This window comes from Bowmanella denitrificans, from assembly GCF_002887595.1.
Taxonomy (GTDB): Bacteria; Pseudomonadota; Gammaproteobacteria; order Enterobacterales; family Alteromonadaceae; genus Bowmanella; species Bowmanella denitrificans.
This window is the reverse complement of the sequence record NZ_PEBU01000018.1, coordinates 21977-40308: the sequence shown is the minus strand read 5'-3', so window position 1 is coordinate 40308 and position 18332 is coordinate 21977. Positions and strand designations below refer to the sequence as shown.

General features: G+C 54.9%; 17 protein-coding genes and 1 tRNA gene. 13 read left to right on the top strand and 5 right to left on the bottom strand.

Annotated features, from left to right (window positions below):
• The first annotated feature begins 19 nt into the window (after positions 1-19).
• The 12 genes from CSR04_RS23130 to CSR04_RS23075 are packed head-to-tail and all read left to right on the top strand — an operon-like array spanning position 20 to position 13952.
• On the top strand, positions 20-442 hold the full coding sequence (locus CSR04_RS23130) for a hypothetical protein (protein WP_102798723.1): 423 nt from the start codon (positions 20-22) through the stop codon (positions 440-442).
• 53 nt (positions 443-495) lie between these two features.
• Complete coding sequence (locus CSR04_RS23125) at positions 496-795, top strand: DUF1799 domain-containing protein (protein WP_102798722.1); 300 nt, start codon at positions 496-498, stop codon at positions 793-795.
• A gap of 7 nt (positions 796-802) precedes the next feature.
• Positions 803-6118 (top strand): tape measure protein, encoded by a 5316-nt coding sequence (locus CSR04_RS23120; protein ID WP_102798721.1) that lies wholly within the window; start codon positions 803-805, stop codon positions 6116-6118.
• Positions 6118-7608 carry a hypothetical protein gene (locus CSR04_RS23115; RefSeq protein WP_102798720.1) on the top strand — a complete coding sequence of 497 codons (1491 nt, stop codon included), beginning with the start codon at positions 6118-6120 and terminating at the stop codon, positions 7606-7608. The genes CSR04_RS23120 and CSR04_RS23115 overlap by 1 nt, the downstream gene beginning before the upstream one ends.
• The gene (locus CSR04_RS23110; RefSeq protein WP_102798719.1) at positions 7605-8450 is read left to right on the top strand and encodes a hypothetical protein; all 846 of its coding nucleotides are present in this window, start codon (positions 7605-7607) and stop codon (positions 8448-8450) included. Before CSR04_RS23115 ends, CSR04_RS23110 begins: the two co-directional genes overlap by 4 nt.
• Complete coding sequence (locus CSR04_RS23105) at positions 8450-8692, top strand: hypothetical protein (RefSeq protein WP_102798718.1); 243 nt, start codon at positions 8450-8452, stop codon at positions 8690-8692. Before CSR04_RS23110 ends, CSR04_RS23105 begins: the two co-directional genes overlap by 1 nt.
• An 8-nt stretch (positions 8693-8700) precedes the next feature.
• Positions 8701-9492, top strand: a complete 792-nt coding sequence (locus CSR04_RS23100) for a hypothetical protein (RefSeq protein WP_102798717.1) — start codon at positions 8701-8703, stop codon at positions 9490-9492.
• Positions 9493-9501: 9 nt separating this feature from the next.
• Positions 9502-10077 (top strand): hypothetical protein, encoded by a 576-nt coding sequence (locus CSR04_RS23095; protein WP_102798716.1) that lies wholly within the window; start codon positions 9502-9504, stop codon positions 10075-10077.
• A 2-nt stretch (positions 10078-10079) separates the two neighbouring features.
• Positions 10080-10469: a YiiX/YebB-like N1pC/P60 family cysteine hydrolase gene (locus CSR04_RS23090; protein WP_102798715.1), complete on the top strand. Its 390-nt coding sequence runs from the start codon at positions 10080-10082 to the stop codon at positions 10467-10469.
• Positions 10466-10732, top strand: a complete 267-nt coding sequence (locus tag CSR04_RS23085) for a hypothetical protein (protein WP_102798714.1) — start codon at positions 10466-10468, stop codon at positions 10730-10732. Before CSR04_RS23090 ends, CSR04_RS23085 begins: the two co-directional genes overlap by 4 nt.
• A complete protein-coding gene (locus CSR04_RS23080; protein ID WP_146027236.1) occupies positions 10729-12711 on the top strand; it encodes a hypothetical protein in 1983 nt (660 codons plus the stop codon). Before CSR04_RS23085 ends, CSR04_RS23080 begins: the two co-directional genes overlap by 4 nt.
• Positions 12711-13952, top strand: coding sequence for a PKD domain-containing protein (locus CSR04_RS23075; protein ID WP_102798712.1), 1242 nt, complete (start codon positions 12711-12713; stop codon positions 13950-13952). The genes CSR04_RS23080 and CSR04_RS23075 overlap by 1 nt, the downstream gene beginning before the upstream one ends.
• A 347-nt stretch (positions 13953-14299) precedes the next feature.
• Here the strand turns inward: CSR04_RS23075 and CSR04_RS23070 are convergent, their stop codons facing one another.
• A complete protein-coding gene (locus tag CSR04_RS23070; RefSeq protein WP_102798711.1) occupies positions 14300-15178 on the bottom strand; it encodes a hypothetical protein in 879 nt (292 codons plus the stop codon).
• On the bottom strand, positions 15178-15504 hold the full coding sequence (locus tag CSR04_RS23065; RefSeq protein ID WP_102798710.1) for a helix-turn-helix domain-containing protein: 327 nt from the start codon (positions 15502-15504) through the stop codon (positions 15178-15180). Before CSR04_RS23065 ends, CSR04_RS23070 begins: the two co-directional genes overlap by 1 nt.
• A 194-nt stretch (positions 15505-15698) precedes the next feature.
• Here CSR04_RS23065 and CSR04_RS23060 point away from each other — a divergent pair, with 194 nt between their 5' ends.
• The gene (locus CSR04_RS23060; protein ID WP_146027235.1) at positions 15699-16013 is read left to right on the top strand and encodes a hypothetical protein; all 315 of its coding nucleotides are present in this window, start codon (positions 15699-15701) and stop codon (positions 16011-16013) included.
• A 115-nt stretch (positions 16014-16128) separates the two neighbouring features.
• On the opposite strand, the gene CSR04_RS23055 is transcribed toward CSR04_RS23060, so the two are convergent.
• From CSR04_RS23055 to apbC, 3 genes are all read right to left on the bottom strand, one after another.
• A tRNA-Ser gene (locus CSR04_RS23055) sits at positions 16129-16216 on the bottom strand.
• 293 nt (positions 16217-16509) lie between these two features.
• Positions 16510-17103: a dCTP deaminase gene (gene dcd, locus CSR04_RS23050; protein ID WP_102798708.1), complete on the bottom strand. Its 594-nt coding sequence runs from the start codon at positions 17101-17103 to the stop codon at positions 16510-16512.
• 154 nt (positions 17104-17257) lie between these two features.
• On the bottom strand, positions 17258-18307 hold the full coding sequence (apbC, locus tag CSR04_RS23045; protein WP_425427718.1) for an iron-sulfur cluster carrier protein ApbC: 1050 nt from the start codon (positions 18305-18307) through the stop codon (positions 17258-17260).
• Positions 18308-18332 lie beyond the last annotated feature (25 nt).

The window sequence follows — 18332 nt, the reverse complement described above, 5'->3', positions numbered from 1 at the left end:
TTACTAACCGGAGATACCCATGTTTCAAGTCGACGCCCTGGCAAAACAACGTTTTAAAGCCCCGGTAGTGGTACGCATCCCTACCGAAGACATCGACAGCAAAGGCCATACAGTTTACGCCTACGCCCATTTTGTTGGCCTGTTCGAATGCCTGCCCTTGCCCCAGGTTAACGAAGAGCTGGACAAGCTGGTACAGCTGCAAAAAGAAGGTAAAGAACGCGAAGCCCTGGCATGGGCAGATGAGCGTATTGCCACCTATTGGGTAGGGTTCGAAAAACACCCTAAACATGATTTCCCCTTTATGGACGGCGACCAGCAGTTGGCCAACACCCCCGACAACATTAAACGCCTGTTGCAAAGCAAAGAAGTGCGCGACGCGGTTACCCAAACCTACCGCGAAGCCCGCGAAGGAGATCCCCTGGCAAAAAACTCCAGGAAGTAGCCACGTACTGGGCTACCAGCGGCAGCAGTAAAGCCAAAGTGGTGGCCGAGCGCATGAAAGCGCTGGGCGCACCACAGGAACTAATCGACCAGCAGGCCACGGCCCAGGCTGGCCCCGATATTCAGCCAGGCAACCTGCTCACCGTGCGGCTGTTTTACGCCGTGTCAACCCAGTGGCTAACCGCTGGCATGGCAGGCACCCGCACCGGGTTGAACTACCCGGCTATCGATGTAAGGGCCATGCGGATGCCTGACTACCAGGCACTGCCAATCGAGTTAAAGGACGCCGTATGGCGCGGCCTGCAAGTCATGGAACTGGCCGCCCTGGCGGCATGGAGTAGCCAGGAAGGCTAAGGGCAGGATGCCCACCCCATTAATTTACGTACCGGCGCATCCAATGAACGACATGCAGTTAGCAATCAGATTCACCACCGAGGGCGGCAAAGTTGTCGTTCGCGACGTGCGTGATATGTCTGAAGCACTGCAAGACACCAACACCAAGTTAAAGCAAACCCAGGGCGCGGGCCAAAGTGCCAAAGCGGGGTTAGATCAGGCCAAGCGCGGCACCAACGAGCTAACCAAAGGCACCCGTGCGGTTAGCAAAGACATACAGGACCTTAAAGACCACCTAACCGCCATGGTGGGCGTAGGCGCGGTGTTCTACGCCGCCCTGTCTGCAGCCGGAAAGGTCAAAGATTTCGCCCACCTGGCCGACGACTTCAACGTATTACAAACCCGAGTACAAACCGCCACCAAGGCCACCGGCGACTACAACGAAGTCAGCAAGACCATGTACGCCATTGCCCAGCAAAATGGCGCAGCCCTGGACAGCACCGTTGAACTGTTCCAGCGCATGTCTACCGCCCGCAAAGATCTGCAGGCCACCAACGAGCAAATGCTGAACTTTACCGACGCGGTGCAAAAGCTGGGCATCATCGGCGGTAGCAGTACCGACGCCATGAAAAACGGCCTGCTGCAGTTAAGCCAGGGCCTTGGCGGCGGCGTGGTAAGGGCAGAAGAATTTAACAGCGTACTGGAAAACATACCCGAACTGGCCAACCGCATTGCATCCGGCTTTGACAAAACCACTGGCCAACTGCGCCTGCAAGTGCTGGAAGGTAAGCTCTTGTCGCGCGACGTGCTGGACGTGATCCTACAGCAGTTGCCGCAAATCAATGCCGACATGGCCGCCATACCGCTATCGCTGGGCCGCGCTGGCCAAACGTTCGACAACGCCATGGGCATGGCCTTGTCCCGGCTGGACCAGGCCACCGGTGCCACCCAAACCTGGGCAGCCTTGCTGGTAGGTGCCGCCACCACCCTGGACGAAATGGACGCCAGCGAACTACAAAACGCCACGGCCGCTATTACCGCCCTGGCCGGTGGCGGCGCGGCGCTGTTAATCCTGAGTAAGTACGGCGTAGGCTTGGCTGCAGTGGCCGTTGGGGCGGGTAAACTGGTCACCGGCTTACGTGCCTGGTATGTAAACCAAACAGCGGTAAATCGCACTGTCTACAACGCCAACCTGATGATGACGCAAACCGTGCCAGTGGCCAATCGCGCCACTGTTGCCGTTAATTTGCTAAATGCTGCAGGTAAAGGCCTGCGCTCTACACTGGCACTGCTGGGGGGCCCTGCTGGTATAGCGTTACTGGCCGGTTATGCCATTTACGAGTACCTAAACGCCACCGAAGACGCCATTGACCCAACCAAAGAACTAACTAACAAAGTCGAAGGGTTAAACAGCGCCATGAGCGAGTTAAACCCCTTTGCCAGCTTCACCAAAGCCAAAGCCGAAGCATCGCTAGCCCTGTACCAGGGCCAACTGGACTTTGCCGTGCAACTGCTGCAGGAAGCGCGGCAGCGCATGCACGCCCGCCCAGACGACAAAGTAGCGCTGCACTACTTCGACGCCGCCCAGGGCAAAGTCGACGCACTCAGTAAAAAAATCCAGTTCCTGGAACAGCGTTTGGGGCAATTGAACGAGCAGCAGGGTAAAACCAGCACTGGCACCGACGAAGTAAACAAAGAACTGCAAAAGTTGCTGGACACGCTCTACCCCGCGCAAGCGGCAATGACTAAGTACACCGCAGAGCATGAATTGCTTGAGCAAGCGCATAAGTCCGGGCTGCTGTCCTGGGGCGCATATATGGAAGCGGCAACATTGCTAACCGGCAAATACGCCGAACTCACCGCCGAACAGAAAAAAGCCGAGAAACAACAGGACAAAAACACCGCTGCTAATGCTGACTATATAAAACAGCTGCGCGAAGAACTGGGCCTGACCAAATACCAGGGCCGCGAGTTAGCCGTGCAAACCGCGCTGCGCCGTTTAAATGCCGACGCCACCGCCGACCAGGCCCGCGAAGTGGCAGACCTGGCGCGCCAGCTGTATGACGCCCAGCAGCAAGTTGACGACTGGGGCCAGGCCTGGGTATCGGCGTTTGAGCGCATCGACAGCAGTTTTAGTGATGCCTGGTTTGAGGCGCTCAGCGGCCGCGCCGATGACGCCTTTGACGACATTCTGGATGCCTTTAAGCGCACCCTGGCCGAAATGCTGCACTTGGCCATTACCCGCCCCATCGTGCTGCAGATCCAGCAAGCCATTATGCCCATGCTGGGTTTAGGCAGTGGCGGCCTGGCTGGTACGGCATTAAGCGGGGCATCTGCAGCCAGCTCACTGGGCGGCCTGGCAGGGTTGGGCGGATTGTTGGGCGGCAGTGGTATTGGTAATGCCCTGGCCAGCGGTGGTCTGTGGCTTGGTCACAACGCGGGCATTTATACCAACACCTGGGGCAATACGTTGTTTTCCGGTGCTGGCCGCTATGCCAACTGGCAGTATGGCGCTGCTGGGATTCTCGGTGGCCTGTTTGGTGGCACGGCCGGTGGCCAGGGTGCCCTGGGTGGCTCGCTGGGCTCCGCCATCGGGCTAGCTGCCGGTGGCCCCATTGGTGCAGCGGTGGGCGCGGTGCTGGGTGGTGCGTTCGGTTCGTTGTTTGGCGGCAACTGGAAGCAGCACAAGGTAGAGGCCCGCCTGCAGTACGGCGGCAGCGACTTTGACGGCGAAATCTGGAGCCAGGAGAGGAAGAAAAAACTCTGGAAATATAGGTACAGAGACGAATCCAGCGAGATATCTGACGACCCTATCAACGCGATTTTTGATCAAGTCGAGGCGTCGATCCTTTATGCCGCCGACCAGTTCGATATTGAATCTGTTACAACCAGACTGACCACCCGCTTTAACGAGGATTTTGTAGGCAGCTGGCGGCAGGGCTGGTCCCAGATCGTTCAGGATGTTGAGACTCCCATAGAAGAGTGGTTAGCCAATTTCAGCCGCTCCACCACTATTAATATCAAGGACATGAGCCAGGAAGAGGCCGAGGCCGCTATTGCCGACTGGGTGCAGTCAGTCACCGATTCGATGATTAACCAGGTGTTTGGCTCATTCTTAACTGACCTGCAGTTAGAAGGCGAGGGCCTTAGCGATACGCTGCTGCGCGTATCCAACAATATGCAAATCATGGCAGGCCTGGCAGAGCAGTTAAATCTAACCTATGACCTGACTGGCAAATCTGCTGCACTGGCCGCCACCGGCATTGTTGAGATGGTGGGCGGGCTAGATGCGCTGGTGGCCCTAACCGGCACCTATTACCAGGAGTTTTACAGCCAACAGGAACAGTTTGACCGCCTGCAGCAACAGTTAAGTACCACCTTTGACGAGTTAGGCCTAACCCTGCCACAAACCCATGCTGGATTCCGTTCGCTGGTCGAAGGGCTGGACCTGAATACCGAATCCGGGCAGGAGCTGTTTGCGAAACTGATGCAACTGGTGTCGACCATGGACCAGTATCTGGATCAAGTTGAAGCCGCCAAAGATGCCACCACAGGTCTGGGCGACGGGCTAAACAGCGTAACCGCCGCCAGCGCCCAGTGGCTAGCCAGCATCCAGCAACAGCTAGACCGTATCGGCCTGGACGGTGCAGCCCTGGAGCTATACGACCTCGATAAATGGTATCAGGAGCAAATCAACCAGGCTGAAGAGCTGGGAGCATCCACCACGTTACTGGAGCAACTGCACGGCCGTAAACGCCAGGCCGTAATCGACAAATATCTGGAGCAAATCAACGCAGATACCGCAAAACAAATGGATGCACTGGCCGCCGAGCATGAGCGTGCGGTTGCAGATGTAACTAGCCGTTTTACCCAGCTGTTTGATGCCATTCGCGCAGCCTCAGCGAGTCTGGCAGATAGCATGCTGCAAGTCCGCCGTCAGGGGGCAAGCTGGGATGAGGTTGGCTACCAAACGGGCCAAATCAGCACACTGCGCGGCCAACTGGATAGCGGCACTCTGGAGCAACAGGTAGAGCTGATTGGCCAACTGCAGTCTGCAATCATAGCCCGTTACGACGCCCAGGTAACCGGACTGAATGACACCATTGCGAATCATCAGGCAAAGTTGGGCGAGATCCAATCGGCCTATGAGGCCATTAGCAATGCCATTGCTGGCTTTAGATCCCAAGTTGATGATGCGGTATTGGCAGTCCGCCGCGCCATGCCCGGCTGGGATGAGATTACGCACCAAGCCCAGCGCGTAGCCCAGCTCAAAGGGCAACTGAGCAGCGGCAGTATTGAGCAGCGTTTGAGTGCTGCCGACCAACTACTGGATGCCACCAACGCATGGTATGACGCGCAGATTGCCCAGCAACAGGAGCTGGCGAACGCCGAGCTTGAGCGCTTCAATCGTCTGCGCGACGCTATCAGCGGCCTTAACGAATTTGCATCAGGCCTGGGCACTAGCAATCTAAGCAACCTGAAATCAGGTGATCAACTGGCATTGCTGGCCGCCCAGTACAATGATTTGCTGGGCAAAACCCAGGCGGGTGATGCCAATGCGGCGGGTAAACTACAGGGCGTATCGTCTGACTACCTGACACTGCTCCGCGATTACTATGGGGCAGGCAGTGCCGAATACAACACCCTGTTTAACCAGGTTAAGGACGCCCTGGGTGCCCTGGATGCACCAGAAGAATCAGAGTTGCCCAGCGAAGTATTAGCCCATCAAACTGCAGTGGAGCAACTGCAGCAGGCCCAACTGACCGAGTTACTAGGCCTGCAAACGCTTGCACAGCAACTGCAACAGCAGGCAGACGCACAGCAACAATATGAATCAGCCCTGACCCGCGCCGCCATTGCCAGTGCGCAATCGGCATTGGTGGACGTACAGCAGCAGGCGTTAACCGAGTTGCAAGATCTGCAAACGCTCCTGGACGAGCTAAACAGCCAGGCCATCATCGAGCAGACCAGCGCCCTGGATGAGCTACAAAAGGCGTTTGAGGCCAAGCAGGACGAGTTGAAGGCGCTACAGGAGCAACAAATTGCAGAGCTGCAGGCCATTGCAGCCAGTAACGCCGAGATAGCCGCCAATAGCCCACCAGTTATCAATGTAGAGGTGGTGGTAACCCCACCGCCGCCGGTTGTTATAACCGTGCCACAACAAAAATCCACTGGGGTCGAGCAACAGCCCGTGCAGCCCAAACAACCCGACCCAAGGCCTAATGTCGTCTCGGACCCTGAGATTGTCCGCCAGTTGGAACAACTCAACCGCACGTCAGAGCAACAAACGCGCGCATTTAAAGATGTGTCAGACCGACTCGACGGCGGCAGGAGGATTGCCTGATGTACGCCGACTGGATTAAGAGTTTAGGCAAAGAAAGGTGCTACCTGGTAGAAGCAGAGTACGAACTTGGCAGCGCGGTGCACACGCTGCGCCTGTCAACCCATCCATACCGCAGTGGCCCGACGGATACCCCGGCCTGGACTGCCTACCCGGACTACATCCTCAACCCCGGCACATTTGACCGCCAGATGAGCGAGATGTTTACCGGCCAGAGCATTCTGGGCTCAACAGAGATTGAGCTATTTTTACACCCCGACGATATCCAGCCACTGCTTACAGAGGCCGACTTTGGCGGCAGGTCCGTAACAATCCGTTGTGGGGACAAGTTTTGGCCGCTTGCTGAGTTTGGCCTGATTGCTACCGGCGCTATCGCAGATAGCCTGGTGCAAAGCAGCGAAACGACAGCAGTTTTAAAGCTGCGCGATAGAGCGGCGATATTTGATAAACCCATCCTGACCGAAACATACGCCAGCGGGCCAAGTGAAGGGCGATTGATCCCCCTGGCCCTGGGTAACTGCTTTAACGTAAAACCTGAGCTGATTGATGCTAACAATCACACATACCAGGTAAGCACCGGCCCGGTGTCGGCAATTGGGCCAGTGCGCGAGAACGGCCACGCCATCCCACACACTGTGGATTTAGCCACTGGCAAATTTACCCTGATCAATGCTGCGGCGGGCACAATCACATGCGATGTGGCGGGGATTATCTCCGGCAGCTATTTGCAATACCCCGCCCAGATTATCAACTGGCTACTGGCCCGCCTGGGCCTGCCAGCGTCCGCTAACCAGGGCTGGCCTAATGTGCCCGTAGGTCTATATCTCAACAGCGATAGCAGCGACCTATCGTACCGCGCAGCATTTGACGCATTGGCCAAGTCGCTGGCGGCCGCCTGGTATTTTGACCGTTACAGCGTGTTAAAACTGCATAGGTTTAATGGGCTGCCCGCCGACCCTGAAAGTAGTCTGCAGATTGAAGAGCCACCCGGCAGCGGCAATTATGTGACTGTGCCTGTTACCAATGCCGATTTATCCGGCGAAATAGAGCGCGGCTCACTTCGCCCCCGCCGCCGCATTCCACCGCTCAAAACGCTCAAACTGGGCTACAGCCGCAACTGGTCGCCGTTAAGCACTATTGCGGAAGTTGTGCGCGATACGGACCCGGTGCTGGCCACGCGCCTTGAGAACCAATACAGCTACGTCGACGACAACAATAACACCGCAAGTCTTGATGCCGCAGACGTCACTACCGACACGCTACTCACCACCAAAGCCGCCGCCACAGCAGAGTGCAGCCGCCGCCTGGGTTTGGCTGTAAATGCACGTAACATCTATGAGCTAACCGCCGCGGCCGGGCCATTTGCCATGGAGCTAGGTCAGGTCATCAGCATTGACTACCCTGGCACGTTTGCGGGCGGAAAGTATTGTTGTGTCACGCGCTTGAGCGACGAGCTGAGCCGCGATGCATGTCAGTTAGAGGTGCTGCGATGAGCAACGTGCGCATCATCATGGATAATTTGTTTGATCAGGCTGCCCTGGTATTGGCTGATGCAACAGCCATTGCCCAGGCACCGGTGCATCATCTGCAAAAATATGGTCATAGCAAACGCTTTGTGACGCCCACGCTAACTGGCGCGCGTATCCTCGGCGATTTTACCCGCCCCATGTTTATCAGCGGCTGGAATCTGGACAGACACAACATCAGCGCCCTGGGCACCATCCAGATCAGAGGTTACAGCGGGCCGGGCCGGGGTGGTGACATTATGTTTGATACCGGGGTTGTACCTGCAGGCCGGTACAAGCCGTTGGGTGACTTTATCTTTGGTCTGGACCCATTTGGCGAAACCGAGTATCTGCGCTGGGAGTGGGCCTCAACTGCTATCTGGCTAGATGAGGCAGTAGTTGTACAGAGCTTCGAAATCATCATCAATGACCCAGACAATCCGCAGGGTTACATCGAGATAGACCGCATCCACGCCGGGCGTTATCTCACGCCGCGTTTCAATATCAACTATGGCCATAGCCTGGGTTTTGACGGCAGCAACACCGCGCCCCATCGCACCCAGGATAAGAGCCTGCACAGTGTGGCAGAGCAACCCGCCAGAGTGCTGAATTTTACCCTGGCCCATCTGGACGAGAGCGAGCGCAGCACATGGTTTGAGCAACTCATGTACGTGGGCAGACACCGGGATATCTATATTTCTGTATACCCAGCCACGCCAGGCGCTAAACGCCGTGATTACAGCATGCTGTGCAAATTTCAGTCCCTGCCGGATACCACCGGCAATTATCACAACAACTACCAGCAGCCGTATGTGCTGAGGGAGGCTTAATGGCAGCAAAAATCCCCGAATCCGGGCGCTTTAAAGTCCCTGATTATGAGTATGTGCAAAAGCTCAACACCCTGATTGACACATTCAATGGTTTGATTGACGACTTTGCCGCCCTGGGCATCAACATCCAGGCCGCCCTGGACATTGGCCAGGATCTGGAAGCCCTGGTCGGCGGTAACGTAGCCACAGAGGCAGACGTTAAAAAAGCCACCGATGTCGCCACGCTGGCCATGTTTATTTAGGAGGGTCCATGCCGTTAAACACCAGCAATATTGTATCCGTTGCGGCCAGCATCGCCGGGGGTAACCTCAGCGCGCTCAGCACCCCCGCCCTGGGGCAGTTGTACATCACTGGCCGGGTTGGGGCTAACATCGCCGCATTTGAAACAGAGCTGCAGAATCGCATCAGCGCCCTCACACCGGCCAGCGACCCGGTTGACATTGCCATCCTGGCAGGCATTGCCAGCGACATTAACGCCGCCGCTGCCGCCAAAATCAACACCATTGCCGAGCGCACGGATGTAGCCACATCCTCGCGCGCCACCCCGGCACAGGTCACCACTGCGAAAACCGACATTATCAACGAGCTGAGCCGCACCACGGGCGGTAGCCTCTACGCCTTGCTGTCATCGGTGATTAACAGCGCCAGAGACAGCGTTAAAGACGGCATCACCGTTAAACAGGCGCGCGATGCCGTGATGGCCGAGCTTGTGCGCGAAACGGCGGGCAGTCTGTACAGCTTGATTAAAGCGCGGCTGGACTTGTTGCCAACTAGCGTCATTAAGCCTGTGCAGCGTGGGGTTGTATCGGCAGGCTCCACAGGAGCAATCTCAATTAGCCCGGTTGATGTCAACAAAACCGTTGTATTGGCAACCTACCGCAGCGGCCACAGTATAAATGAGGGCACCAACTCGTACGCGATGAGCATCTCAGCCAGTGTGCATCTAGCCAGCAGCACCGCCATAGACATTCAGAGAGGGTCGTACCATGGCCAGCTTGATACCTTTCCCATTATTTACTGGCAACTACTCGAATTCGTATAAGGGGGCACTATGTGGCATTACTACGCACTACTGAATGATGCTGGCGTTGTTTACAGCGTACAACGCCGCACCGATGAGTATACCGGCCCCAACGCGGTTGCGCTGCAATCTGAGCAGACCGAACTGTTGGGCATGTACTACAACGGCACGGAGTTTGTTGACCAACAAACCAACAGCCCACCAACCATCACGCACTACCACACCGCCGCCGAGGCCATTACCGTTGACGGCAATGCCGCCCAGGGCTTTGGCAATACCTACTACGGTACAGCCGCGGTGGTCACGCAGTTTAGTGCAGACCTGGTTGATGAGCATGGCGCAGTGCAAACCGACATAGACGCAGCGGCCCTGGGCTACCCCCCAGTCCTGAAAATGCCGGTGCAAAAGATCGCAGGCGGCGCTAACGGCACACTGGTCGACGAGGTGTATTTTGACGTAACCCTGGTCAATGGCCATGTGACCGCTACCGGCACCATCCCCAGCAGCGGCAGTTGGTATTTGTTGATAGACCGCATCAATTTGGCCCTGGCCGCCATCAACGCCGATTGGCGTATCGAGCGCGCCAACGTGGTGATGTTGGTGTAGCTATGCAAGTCATTTATTGCCGCAACAATCATCCCCTCAGCCTGTTTGTGCGCTGGTTTACCTGGAGCCGCTGGAGTCACTGCGGCATCGTATTGGATGGCGACGTCATCCACGCCACCGCCGCCCAGGGCGTAGTTTGCCAGCCCCTAACCGAGTTTGTGCGCCAGTACCCTACCTATCAAATCTGCACAATGCCGGGTACAGCGCACCTGGCGATAGACCAGTTAGGTAAACCCTACGATTGGGGCGGGGTGCTGGGTATTCGTTGGGGGAAATGGGACGACCATAACCGCTGGTTTTGTAGCGAGCTGGTAGCGTACTGCAGTGGCCTGTTTCGGCCCAATCGCCGTAATCGCGTTACCCCTGAGCATTGCTGGATGGTGAGCAAATGAAAATAGTTGCCCAACAAATCCCGCCAGGCTCCACAGCAGTTCGCGTCTGCACAGACGACGGCGGGGCGCAGTTTGTCTGCATCGTCACCCCTCGCTCGGACCACGCCTGGGTGTGGCTCGGCGCAGGCAAATTAAACCCGCGCATCAGCTCAACGCTATTTGCCTATCTGCGTGAGCGTGGGCACAGCATATTGCGGTTTGAGCGACTGGAGCCAGACGGCAGCATGAGTCTGCATCGCATTAATATTGGGAGGGCATCATGACAGTATTAGTTGGTGCACTGGGCGCACACTCTGCGCCGCTAAACGGTGGGGCCTCGCCGGGCCGCACATTTTTTGATTTCGCGAACCCCGTAGCAACAGCCGGGACAGCGAGCCTCTTAGACATCCCTCTCCCAACCGGTGGCGGCGGGCTTAAAGTAAAGCAGTGGCGGCCAAACGCCGGACAACTCGTTTACATTGCCGAATCTACACTACCGGATTTAGCAACGACTAATACAGATGTGCCGCTAGACACGCCCCTAAACCTGGTGGTTGGCGATATTATTGCTTTTTTTGTGCCATCTCCGGGCGCGTTGCAGTTGTCAGCGGCGGCAGGGGCAACGGCTGGGGTACGCTATAGCGGCGCGAGTGACATTTCTGCCGATATCCCTAGCGTCGGTTTGTCAGCACAACTCAATTACAGCATTAACTACCAATTGAAATCGACTGGCGGGGTTGGTGGTGGTGATCAAGTTACCCTAAACAACATTCCAGCTGCGCATGTGCGTAACCGGCTGACAGGGCAAATTACGATTGCACTGAGCGGCACATATACGGGCAGCCCCGCATCTTTGCAGATGCGGATGCATTACGCCGACAATGACGACGTAGTGCCAGGTTTTGATTGGGCAACGTATATTGCAAGCCCATCTGACGGTGAGTTTAGTGGTGCCCCTATTGTGCTGCCGTCTACCACGCGCGGCTATTACGCTGCGGTGCGATTTAGCAACGAAACAGCGGTGATTGGCACCACCAACTCGACGGTGGTTGCCGTTAAAATCGTAGTGTACGGCGAAAGCTTGGCCCGTGATATGGCGCTGGTTGGCAGCGCAGTGACCCCGGCGCCAGGCGTGTATTATATTGACCGTGACACTGGCGCGCTGTCAGTTCCAGCTGCAGGTGATGGTAACGTGACGGCGGCTAATCTGCTCGCAGCCGCTACAGGTTACGGCGTAGTTGTAGCTACATCTGGCAGTGGCGGCATGGCGATGCTGCCTGTAAACAATGCGGCAAACTACATGCACAACGCCGTTACTCCAACGGCCAACTACAACAATCTGCTCGCTGCGTATGCCGTGGGCGGTGAGCCGATAGCGATGATACTATTGGTGGGAGCAAACGATAGTTACTATGCCAACTCCACCCCCGCTGAGTACTATCAGGTTTATGTAGATCACTTTGCGCAACTGCGCGCCGATACCAGGGCCGATTTACCAATTTTCGCCAGCCTGGCAGGCGTGCATACGTCAGCACCAGATAGTGAGGCTTACGGCCAACATGTTATGGCCCAACAAGCTGCATTCGATGCCACGGATAACTTATGGTACGTGTGCCACCTTGATGTAGACAGACAGGACGCAGTGCACCCCAGCGCCGTTGGCTACCCAATCCTGGGCACGCGCTTCGCAAATGCGATTATTGATCAGGTGCTAGGCGGTAATGCTCCATGGCAGCACCCACGTATATTAAGTGCTGTGCAAACTGACTCCACTCATACGGTGCTTACGCTGGATTTGGGGGATGCAGACGATGTGTCGGCTGCTACAGCAATCACAGGGGTAACGCTATCTGCTGACGGGTCCACATTTGATGTGACTGTGGGCGATGTCAGCGGGTCTGCCAGTAATCAGCTGACGGTTACGCATGCATCCGCGACGGTTAGCCACTACAGGCTGCTGTTTGGCAGCAACCCCGATGTTAGCAACCTATTAATCAGTAATGGCCTGCCAGTTATGCCGTCACAAGGCACAGTGGCAGGCCCTGCGCAGCTCAATTTAACTATCGCAGGCATACCAGATGGGCAGCACAGGTTAGTGTTGGATTACGCCGAAACACGGGTATTTGCCGGTAGCGTAACGTTTACTGGTGAAACTGCACAAGTAACCGGCTTGTTTGTACCCGCTGGGGTCAGACTGTTCGGGTACTGGGCGGGTGACAATGCGCCTGCTGACGGGTGCGGAGTAACCGGAGTCACCGAATAATGTGGAACGAATCGGCAGGCTGGAACGCACTGCAACAGTCTAATCAGTTGCCAGTAGCAAACGCTGGTGCTGACAAATCAGTTACTGAGGGTGCAACGGTTACGTTGACAGGCGCAGGCTCAGACAGCGATGGCAGCATTGTTGGTTATGCATGGACGCAGCTATCTGGCCCTGCCGTGACTATCAACAACGCCAATACGGCAGACGGCAGTTTTACCGCTCCGCTGGTGACGGCTGACACAGATTTTGTGTTTAGATTGACCGTGACAGACGATGATGGCGCGACGGCAACGGATGACATCAGAGTAACAGTGCAGGACATACCGCCACCCAATCAGGCCCCAGTCGCACAGGCAGGCACTGACACAACAATCGCCCTCGGCCAGGCTGTGACACTAGACGGTACCGCAAGTAGCGACCCGGACAACGACAGCCTCACATATGCATGGACCATAGAATCAGCCCCGGCGGGCAGCGCGGCGACAATCACAAATGCTAATGCTGCAACTGCATCAATAACACCAGATGTACTGGGTAGCTACGCGATTGGGCTAGTAGTCAACGACGGCACAATTGATAGCCCCATGGATGTACTGACAATCACAGTACAAAGCGCCAACGTGGCCCCGATTGCCAATGCAGGCCCTGACCAAACCATACAGATAGGTGCCTCAGTCACCCTCACAGGCAGCGGCACAGACGCCGACAACGATACCCTGACATACATCTGGAGCATCCAAAGCGCCCCCCAGGGCAGCCTGGCGCAAATCACCGGCGCAACGCAACAGTCAGCGCAGTTCACCCCCGATGCGGTTGGTGTTTACGTGCTCGGCCTGGTGGCACACGACGGCACCGAGTCCAGCACTATCGACACCATGCAGTTAACTGTTAATCCCGACTCAGGAGGCATCATCATGCCCGAGCGTTATTTTGTCACGCCAGTCAACATCGTAGACGTTGATCGAACGTGGAAGATACAGCATGACCCGCAAAACATAGAGTTTTACCCAGTTGAATTTGACGACTGGCTGGTTGGCGAAACGCTGGCCACTGTCGTGTTCACTGTGCCCCCGGAGACAGGGCTGAACAAAGATGGTCAGGTTCAGGAAATCGACAGCACAGTCGCCGCAGTGCGCCTATCAGGCGGCACGCCAGGCACCCACACCATCGACGTACTGGCAACGTCCAGCGCAGGCCGTCGCATCAACCGCAAAGTGAAGCTAATTGTCGCCGACGTATAAAGAAAAGCCCCGCCAACGTCGCGGGGCATGACAAGAATAGAAGGTGTCCCAAGGACAAAGGTAAGTGTAGCACATGGCCCGATTTTTGAAGGGAAAATGGGTTCAGTTGGCTACGTCAATAAATCGACGGAGGTAATGCAACACGTAAACAACTGTTCAATGAGTGTTTAAACAAAGGAGAATCACATGAGAAAATTGATTGCACTAATGCTGGTTACCATGTTTGCTGGCGCTGTTGTTGCAGCACCGGCAGATACAAGTCAGGATCCATCACATATTAAACCCCGCTCAGTGCGCGTTTAAGACAATTTTAAAAACCAAAGAAAAAGGCGCTTAAAGCGCCTTTTTTACAGCAGAGCGTCGGGTTGTCGCGCTTCTAGTTTAACCATCCGATATGCTGCAATAATCCACCACAGCCCAACCGAGTTGCTAAGTATGGCATCCAGTACCAGGTAACTGGGGTGTCCAGCTGCAAACAGGGCATGCAACGGCCCCCAGTACCAGCCCAATGCGTTGCGCAGCATGCCATCATTAATCAGGTAGGTGGCGTTTTCAAACTGCATAACAGTTGCATACACCCGGTCTTCTATGCCCAGTCCCATACCCATGGCATATACATAAAGCCATGCCGCTATCACTATGTAGCAAACCAGAAACAAACGCATGATCCCCATGATCATCAGCTCCAGCTCTGTTACCCTGGTGCGGGTCAGTATCCGGTAGGCCAGCGCCGGTCTGGCGGCAATCATGCGGGTAACCCGGTGCCCAAATATTGGCAGTGCTGAAAACGGCTTCAGCACATAGTCAAAATAATGGCCATACTTGCCCAGGTTCTTGGCCAACCAGCACACTACATCAACCCGGTAAAATGCGATTAAAAAGAACGGGCAACAGGCCAGTACCTGCACGCTAAGCAACATATAAAGGTTGTCTTTAACGACATCAGCCAGCGTAAAGTAAATGGCGTATTCAATAGTTGCAGTGCCAGCAAACAAAGCAGCTACCATTTTGTTATTGGATCCTCTGGCATAAATGCCTACAAGGAAGATGGCCATCCAGTATATGTGGAAGCTGACCAACGAGATCCAATCCCACTCAGTGGGGTCTTCCACAGTTTCCGGCCAGGTCAGCAAATAGTCAGGCCCAAACACATAGAAAATCACCAGTAGTACCGCAAAACTCACCAGCCGGTATGGCTGGCCCAAGGTAATTTTTAGCAACTCCATTATTGGCCTCCTAACAGCTGTTTTAGGCGCTTTACAGCAGTGACAGCAAAAGTGTCCTTCACAGCATCGCCTATGGCTGCAATCTGGTCTTTTTCTGCCGTCACAATGGCAATGGCCCTGTAGCGGTTGATTAAGTACTGCGTGGTATTTGCAGTATTGGTTTCCATCGCGCTTATCGTCGTACGGCTACACCCGCACAGCTCAGCCATTTTCTCCTGACTAAGGCGCGCCCGCCTTCTCAGTCTCAGCAGTTCACCCGCCTGGCGCTGCCCCTCAACGGCGTCCCAGTCAACGGCGTCCCAGTCTATTGGTTTATCCTTCTTCATTGGTTCCTCCCCTCACTCGTTACGTGATGTAACCCACACCACCAGCCAAGTAAACATATTTTTATGTGATCACCTGCAATTCGTCCAGAATATTGGACCACATTTTTATGTGTTCCCATCTGTACAGTTTGCTGTATGGCGTCCAAGCCGAAACGGCGCTAGGGTCTGCATCAAACACCAAAGGGACAATAACAATGACAGCAACAGCAGGCATGCAGCACCTACCCCTGGCCGAAGTTAAATTCCTTTTAAGGTGCGCTCATGCAGCGTTTAACCACGGTTTAAACAACCGCGATGCCAGCCAGGTGGCCAAGGTTTTTTGGTTCATTTGGGAAACGTACGAACGAGCCACCCTGCCAGGCATTAACACCGCCAGACTGGCGCTACTGGATTCAGCTAAAGAGTTGGTATTGCGGCAGGACGAAACAGGCCAGTTCCATGGCCATGCAATAGTAGAGCTAACCATGCTCGCCGCAGGGGTCACCCCACCATACTGTGATTACGGCTAATAGGCGCGGCCTCAAATTACCCCGCGAAAGGCCTCAAATTACCCGCGCGGCTACACCCTGCACGGGATATAAAAGAAAAAGCCCCGTCCAACAGGACGGGGCTTTTTCTTTTATATGGCGGTGAGGGAGGGATTCGAACCCTCGATACGTTGCCGTATACACACTTTCCAGGCGTGCTCCTTCAGCCACTCGGACACCTCACCTAATTCTGTTTTTTAGCCGCTTTTTTAACTAAACGATAAAAATAACAATGCGGCTTGCTGAACTTTTAAGAGCCATTTGTCTGACCCTGACCATCCAGCGCCGCGTATGGTAGGGAATTCATTTTGCTTAATCAAGCAAAATATCCGCCTCAGTGGTTGATTGCTGAGTTTATAGGCATATCGGTTAAAAAACGCGGATTATGTCGGCTATTTGCACATTGGTCGCCAGCAAGGCGCTGGGCAGTGATAACACACCGACGCCCTTTGCATATACAACCCTTTGATTTATGCCACTAGCTACGGCTACCATCAGAACTGATACGGCTGGCGATAGCACCTTTCTGATCTTTGTATTTCGCATCCTGGCGCGCGTTATAGGGTTTCTCAGCAAAGTCCGACAACACTTCAAAGCTAAGCGCGCCAATCTTCATATTCGGTCTGAGCGCCAGTGGTAACTTACCGCTGTTAAAAAACTCCAGCACAATGTTCCCTGACCAACCTGGGTCGATACGGTGGGCTGTAACATGCACCATCAGTCCCAATCGGGCCAAAGACGAGCGGCCATCCAGCCAGCCGACTACATTAGCTGGCAGCGTTACCGACTCCAGCGTAACTGCCAGTGCCAGTTCACCCGGGTGCAGGAAGAAGGCTTTACCCTCGGCAATTTCTATTTCATCGCTCATCACCGATTCCAGCGCCGCTTCCATTTCTTCCCGGCGACCACTTAAATCGATATAAGGGGCAGCATGATCCTGAAATACCCGGAATTTACTTCCCAGCCGGATATCCACGGTCACCCCGCTGATCATATTATCTTCCGGCACAGGTACTATCTGGATCTTGCCGTCGTTTAACCAGGTTTTAATATCTTTGTCGCACAAGCGCATTAGGATGTCCCATTTGGAAATGCTGTTAATTGCCGTCTAAATGCAAAACACAAGGTGCCTGTTAAAGGCTTGCTGGCAGGTAAGTAAAGTGTTGGCACTATTATTCCCGCCAAGTCAGCTTGCTTCAATCATTTAATCGGTGATTTTTTGCTGACTATCCAATATCTATGGCCTGTACACGATTGAGTCCGGATTGATACAACTGCATAGCCAGAGCCCTGGCAGCCTGAGCGTATGCTTGACTGATAGGGCTATCCGGTTTTTCCACTATTAGCGCCTTGCCCGCATCGGTATATTCGCGGATATGAATATCAAGAGGAATATGGCCAAGCAGCGGCACTGCGTTTTGCTGGCTGATTTGTTCACCGCCCCCCTGGGCAAACAAAAATTCCTTATGGCCGCACTGCTCGCATTGGTGATAACTCATGTTTTCCAGCACCCCCAATACCGGCACATTGACCTTGTTAAACATGGCAATCGCTTTTTGTGCATCCGCCAGAGCGATATTTTGTGGGGTCGTTACCACCAACGCACCACACACCGGGATCTGCTGTGCCAGGGTTAATTGAATGTCCCCGGTGCCTGGCGGCATATCAATCAGTAAATAATCCAGTTGTGGCCACAAGGTTTCATTCAGCAGTTGTTGCAGTGCTTTACTGGCCATCGGGCCACGCCAAACAGCAGCATCATCAGCAGGCACCAGATAACCAATACTGTTGGCCACCAAACCATGCGCCTGCAGGGGCTGCATATGCCGATTGTCGCTGGACTGCGGCTGCATCCCGGCATTCCCCAGCATCAGCGGAATACTGGGGCCGTATATATCGGCATCCAGAATACCGACCCGTGCACCTTCACGGCGCAGGGCCAGGGCTAGATTGACCGTAGTGGTCGACTTCCCCACCCCACCTTTGCCAGAGGCCACCGCCAGCAAATTGCGAATACCACGATGGCCCCGCTTAGCATCACCGCCAAACGCAACATTCTGCCGGATTTGCACCTTGTCGCCCCCATCAAGGTTGTTCAACGCATCTCGTAGCGCCTGATGGCGGGATGCACAGGCAAATGGCAGATTCAGGCTTAGCTGCCCACCATCCTGCATAAACCAGCCATTGACGGTCTGTTGTGGCATCCCAAAAAAGTTTGCCACACACTCAACCAGGGCAGAAATATCCGTAGCGTCTTGGCGTTTTTTAAAAAACAACGCAACTCTCCTTATTACAACAATA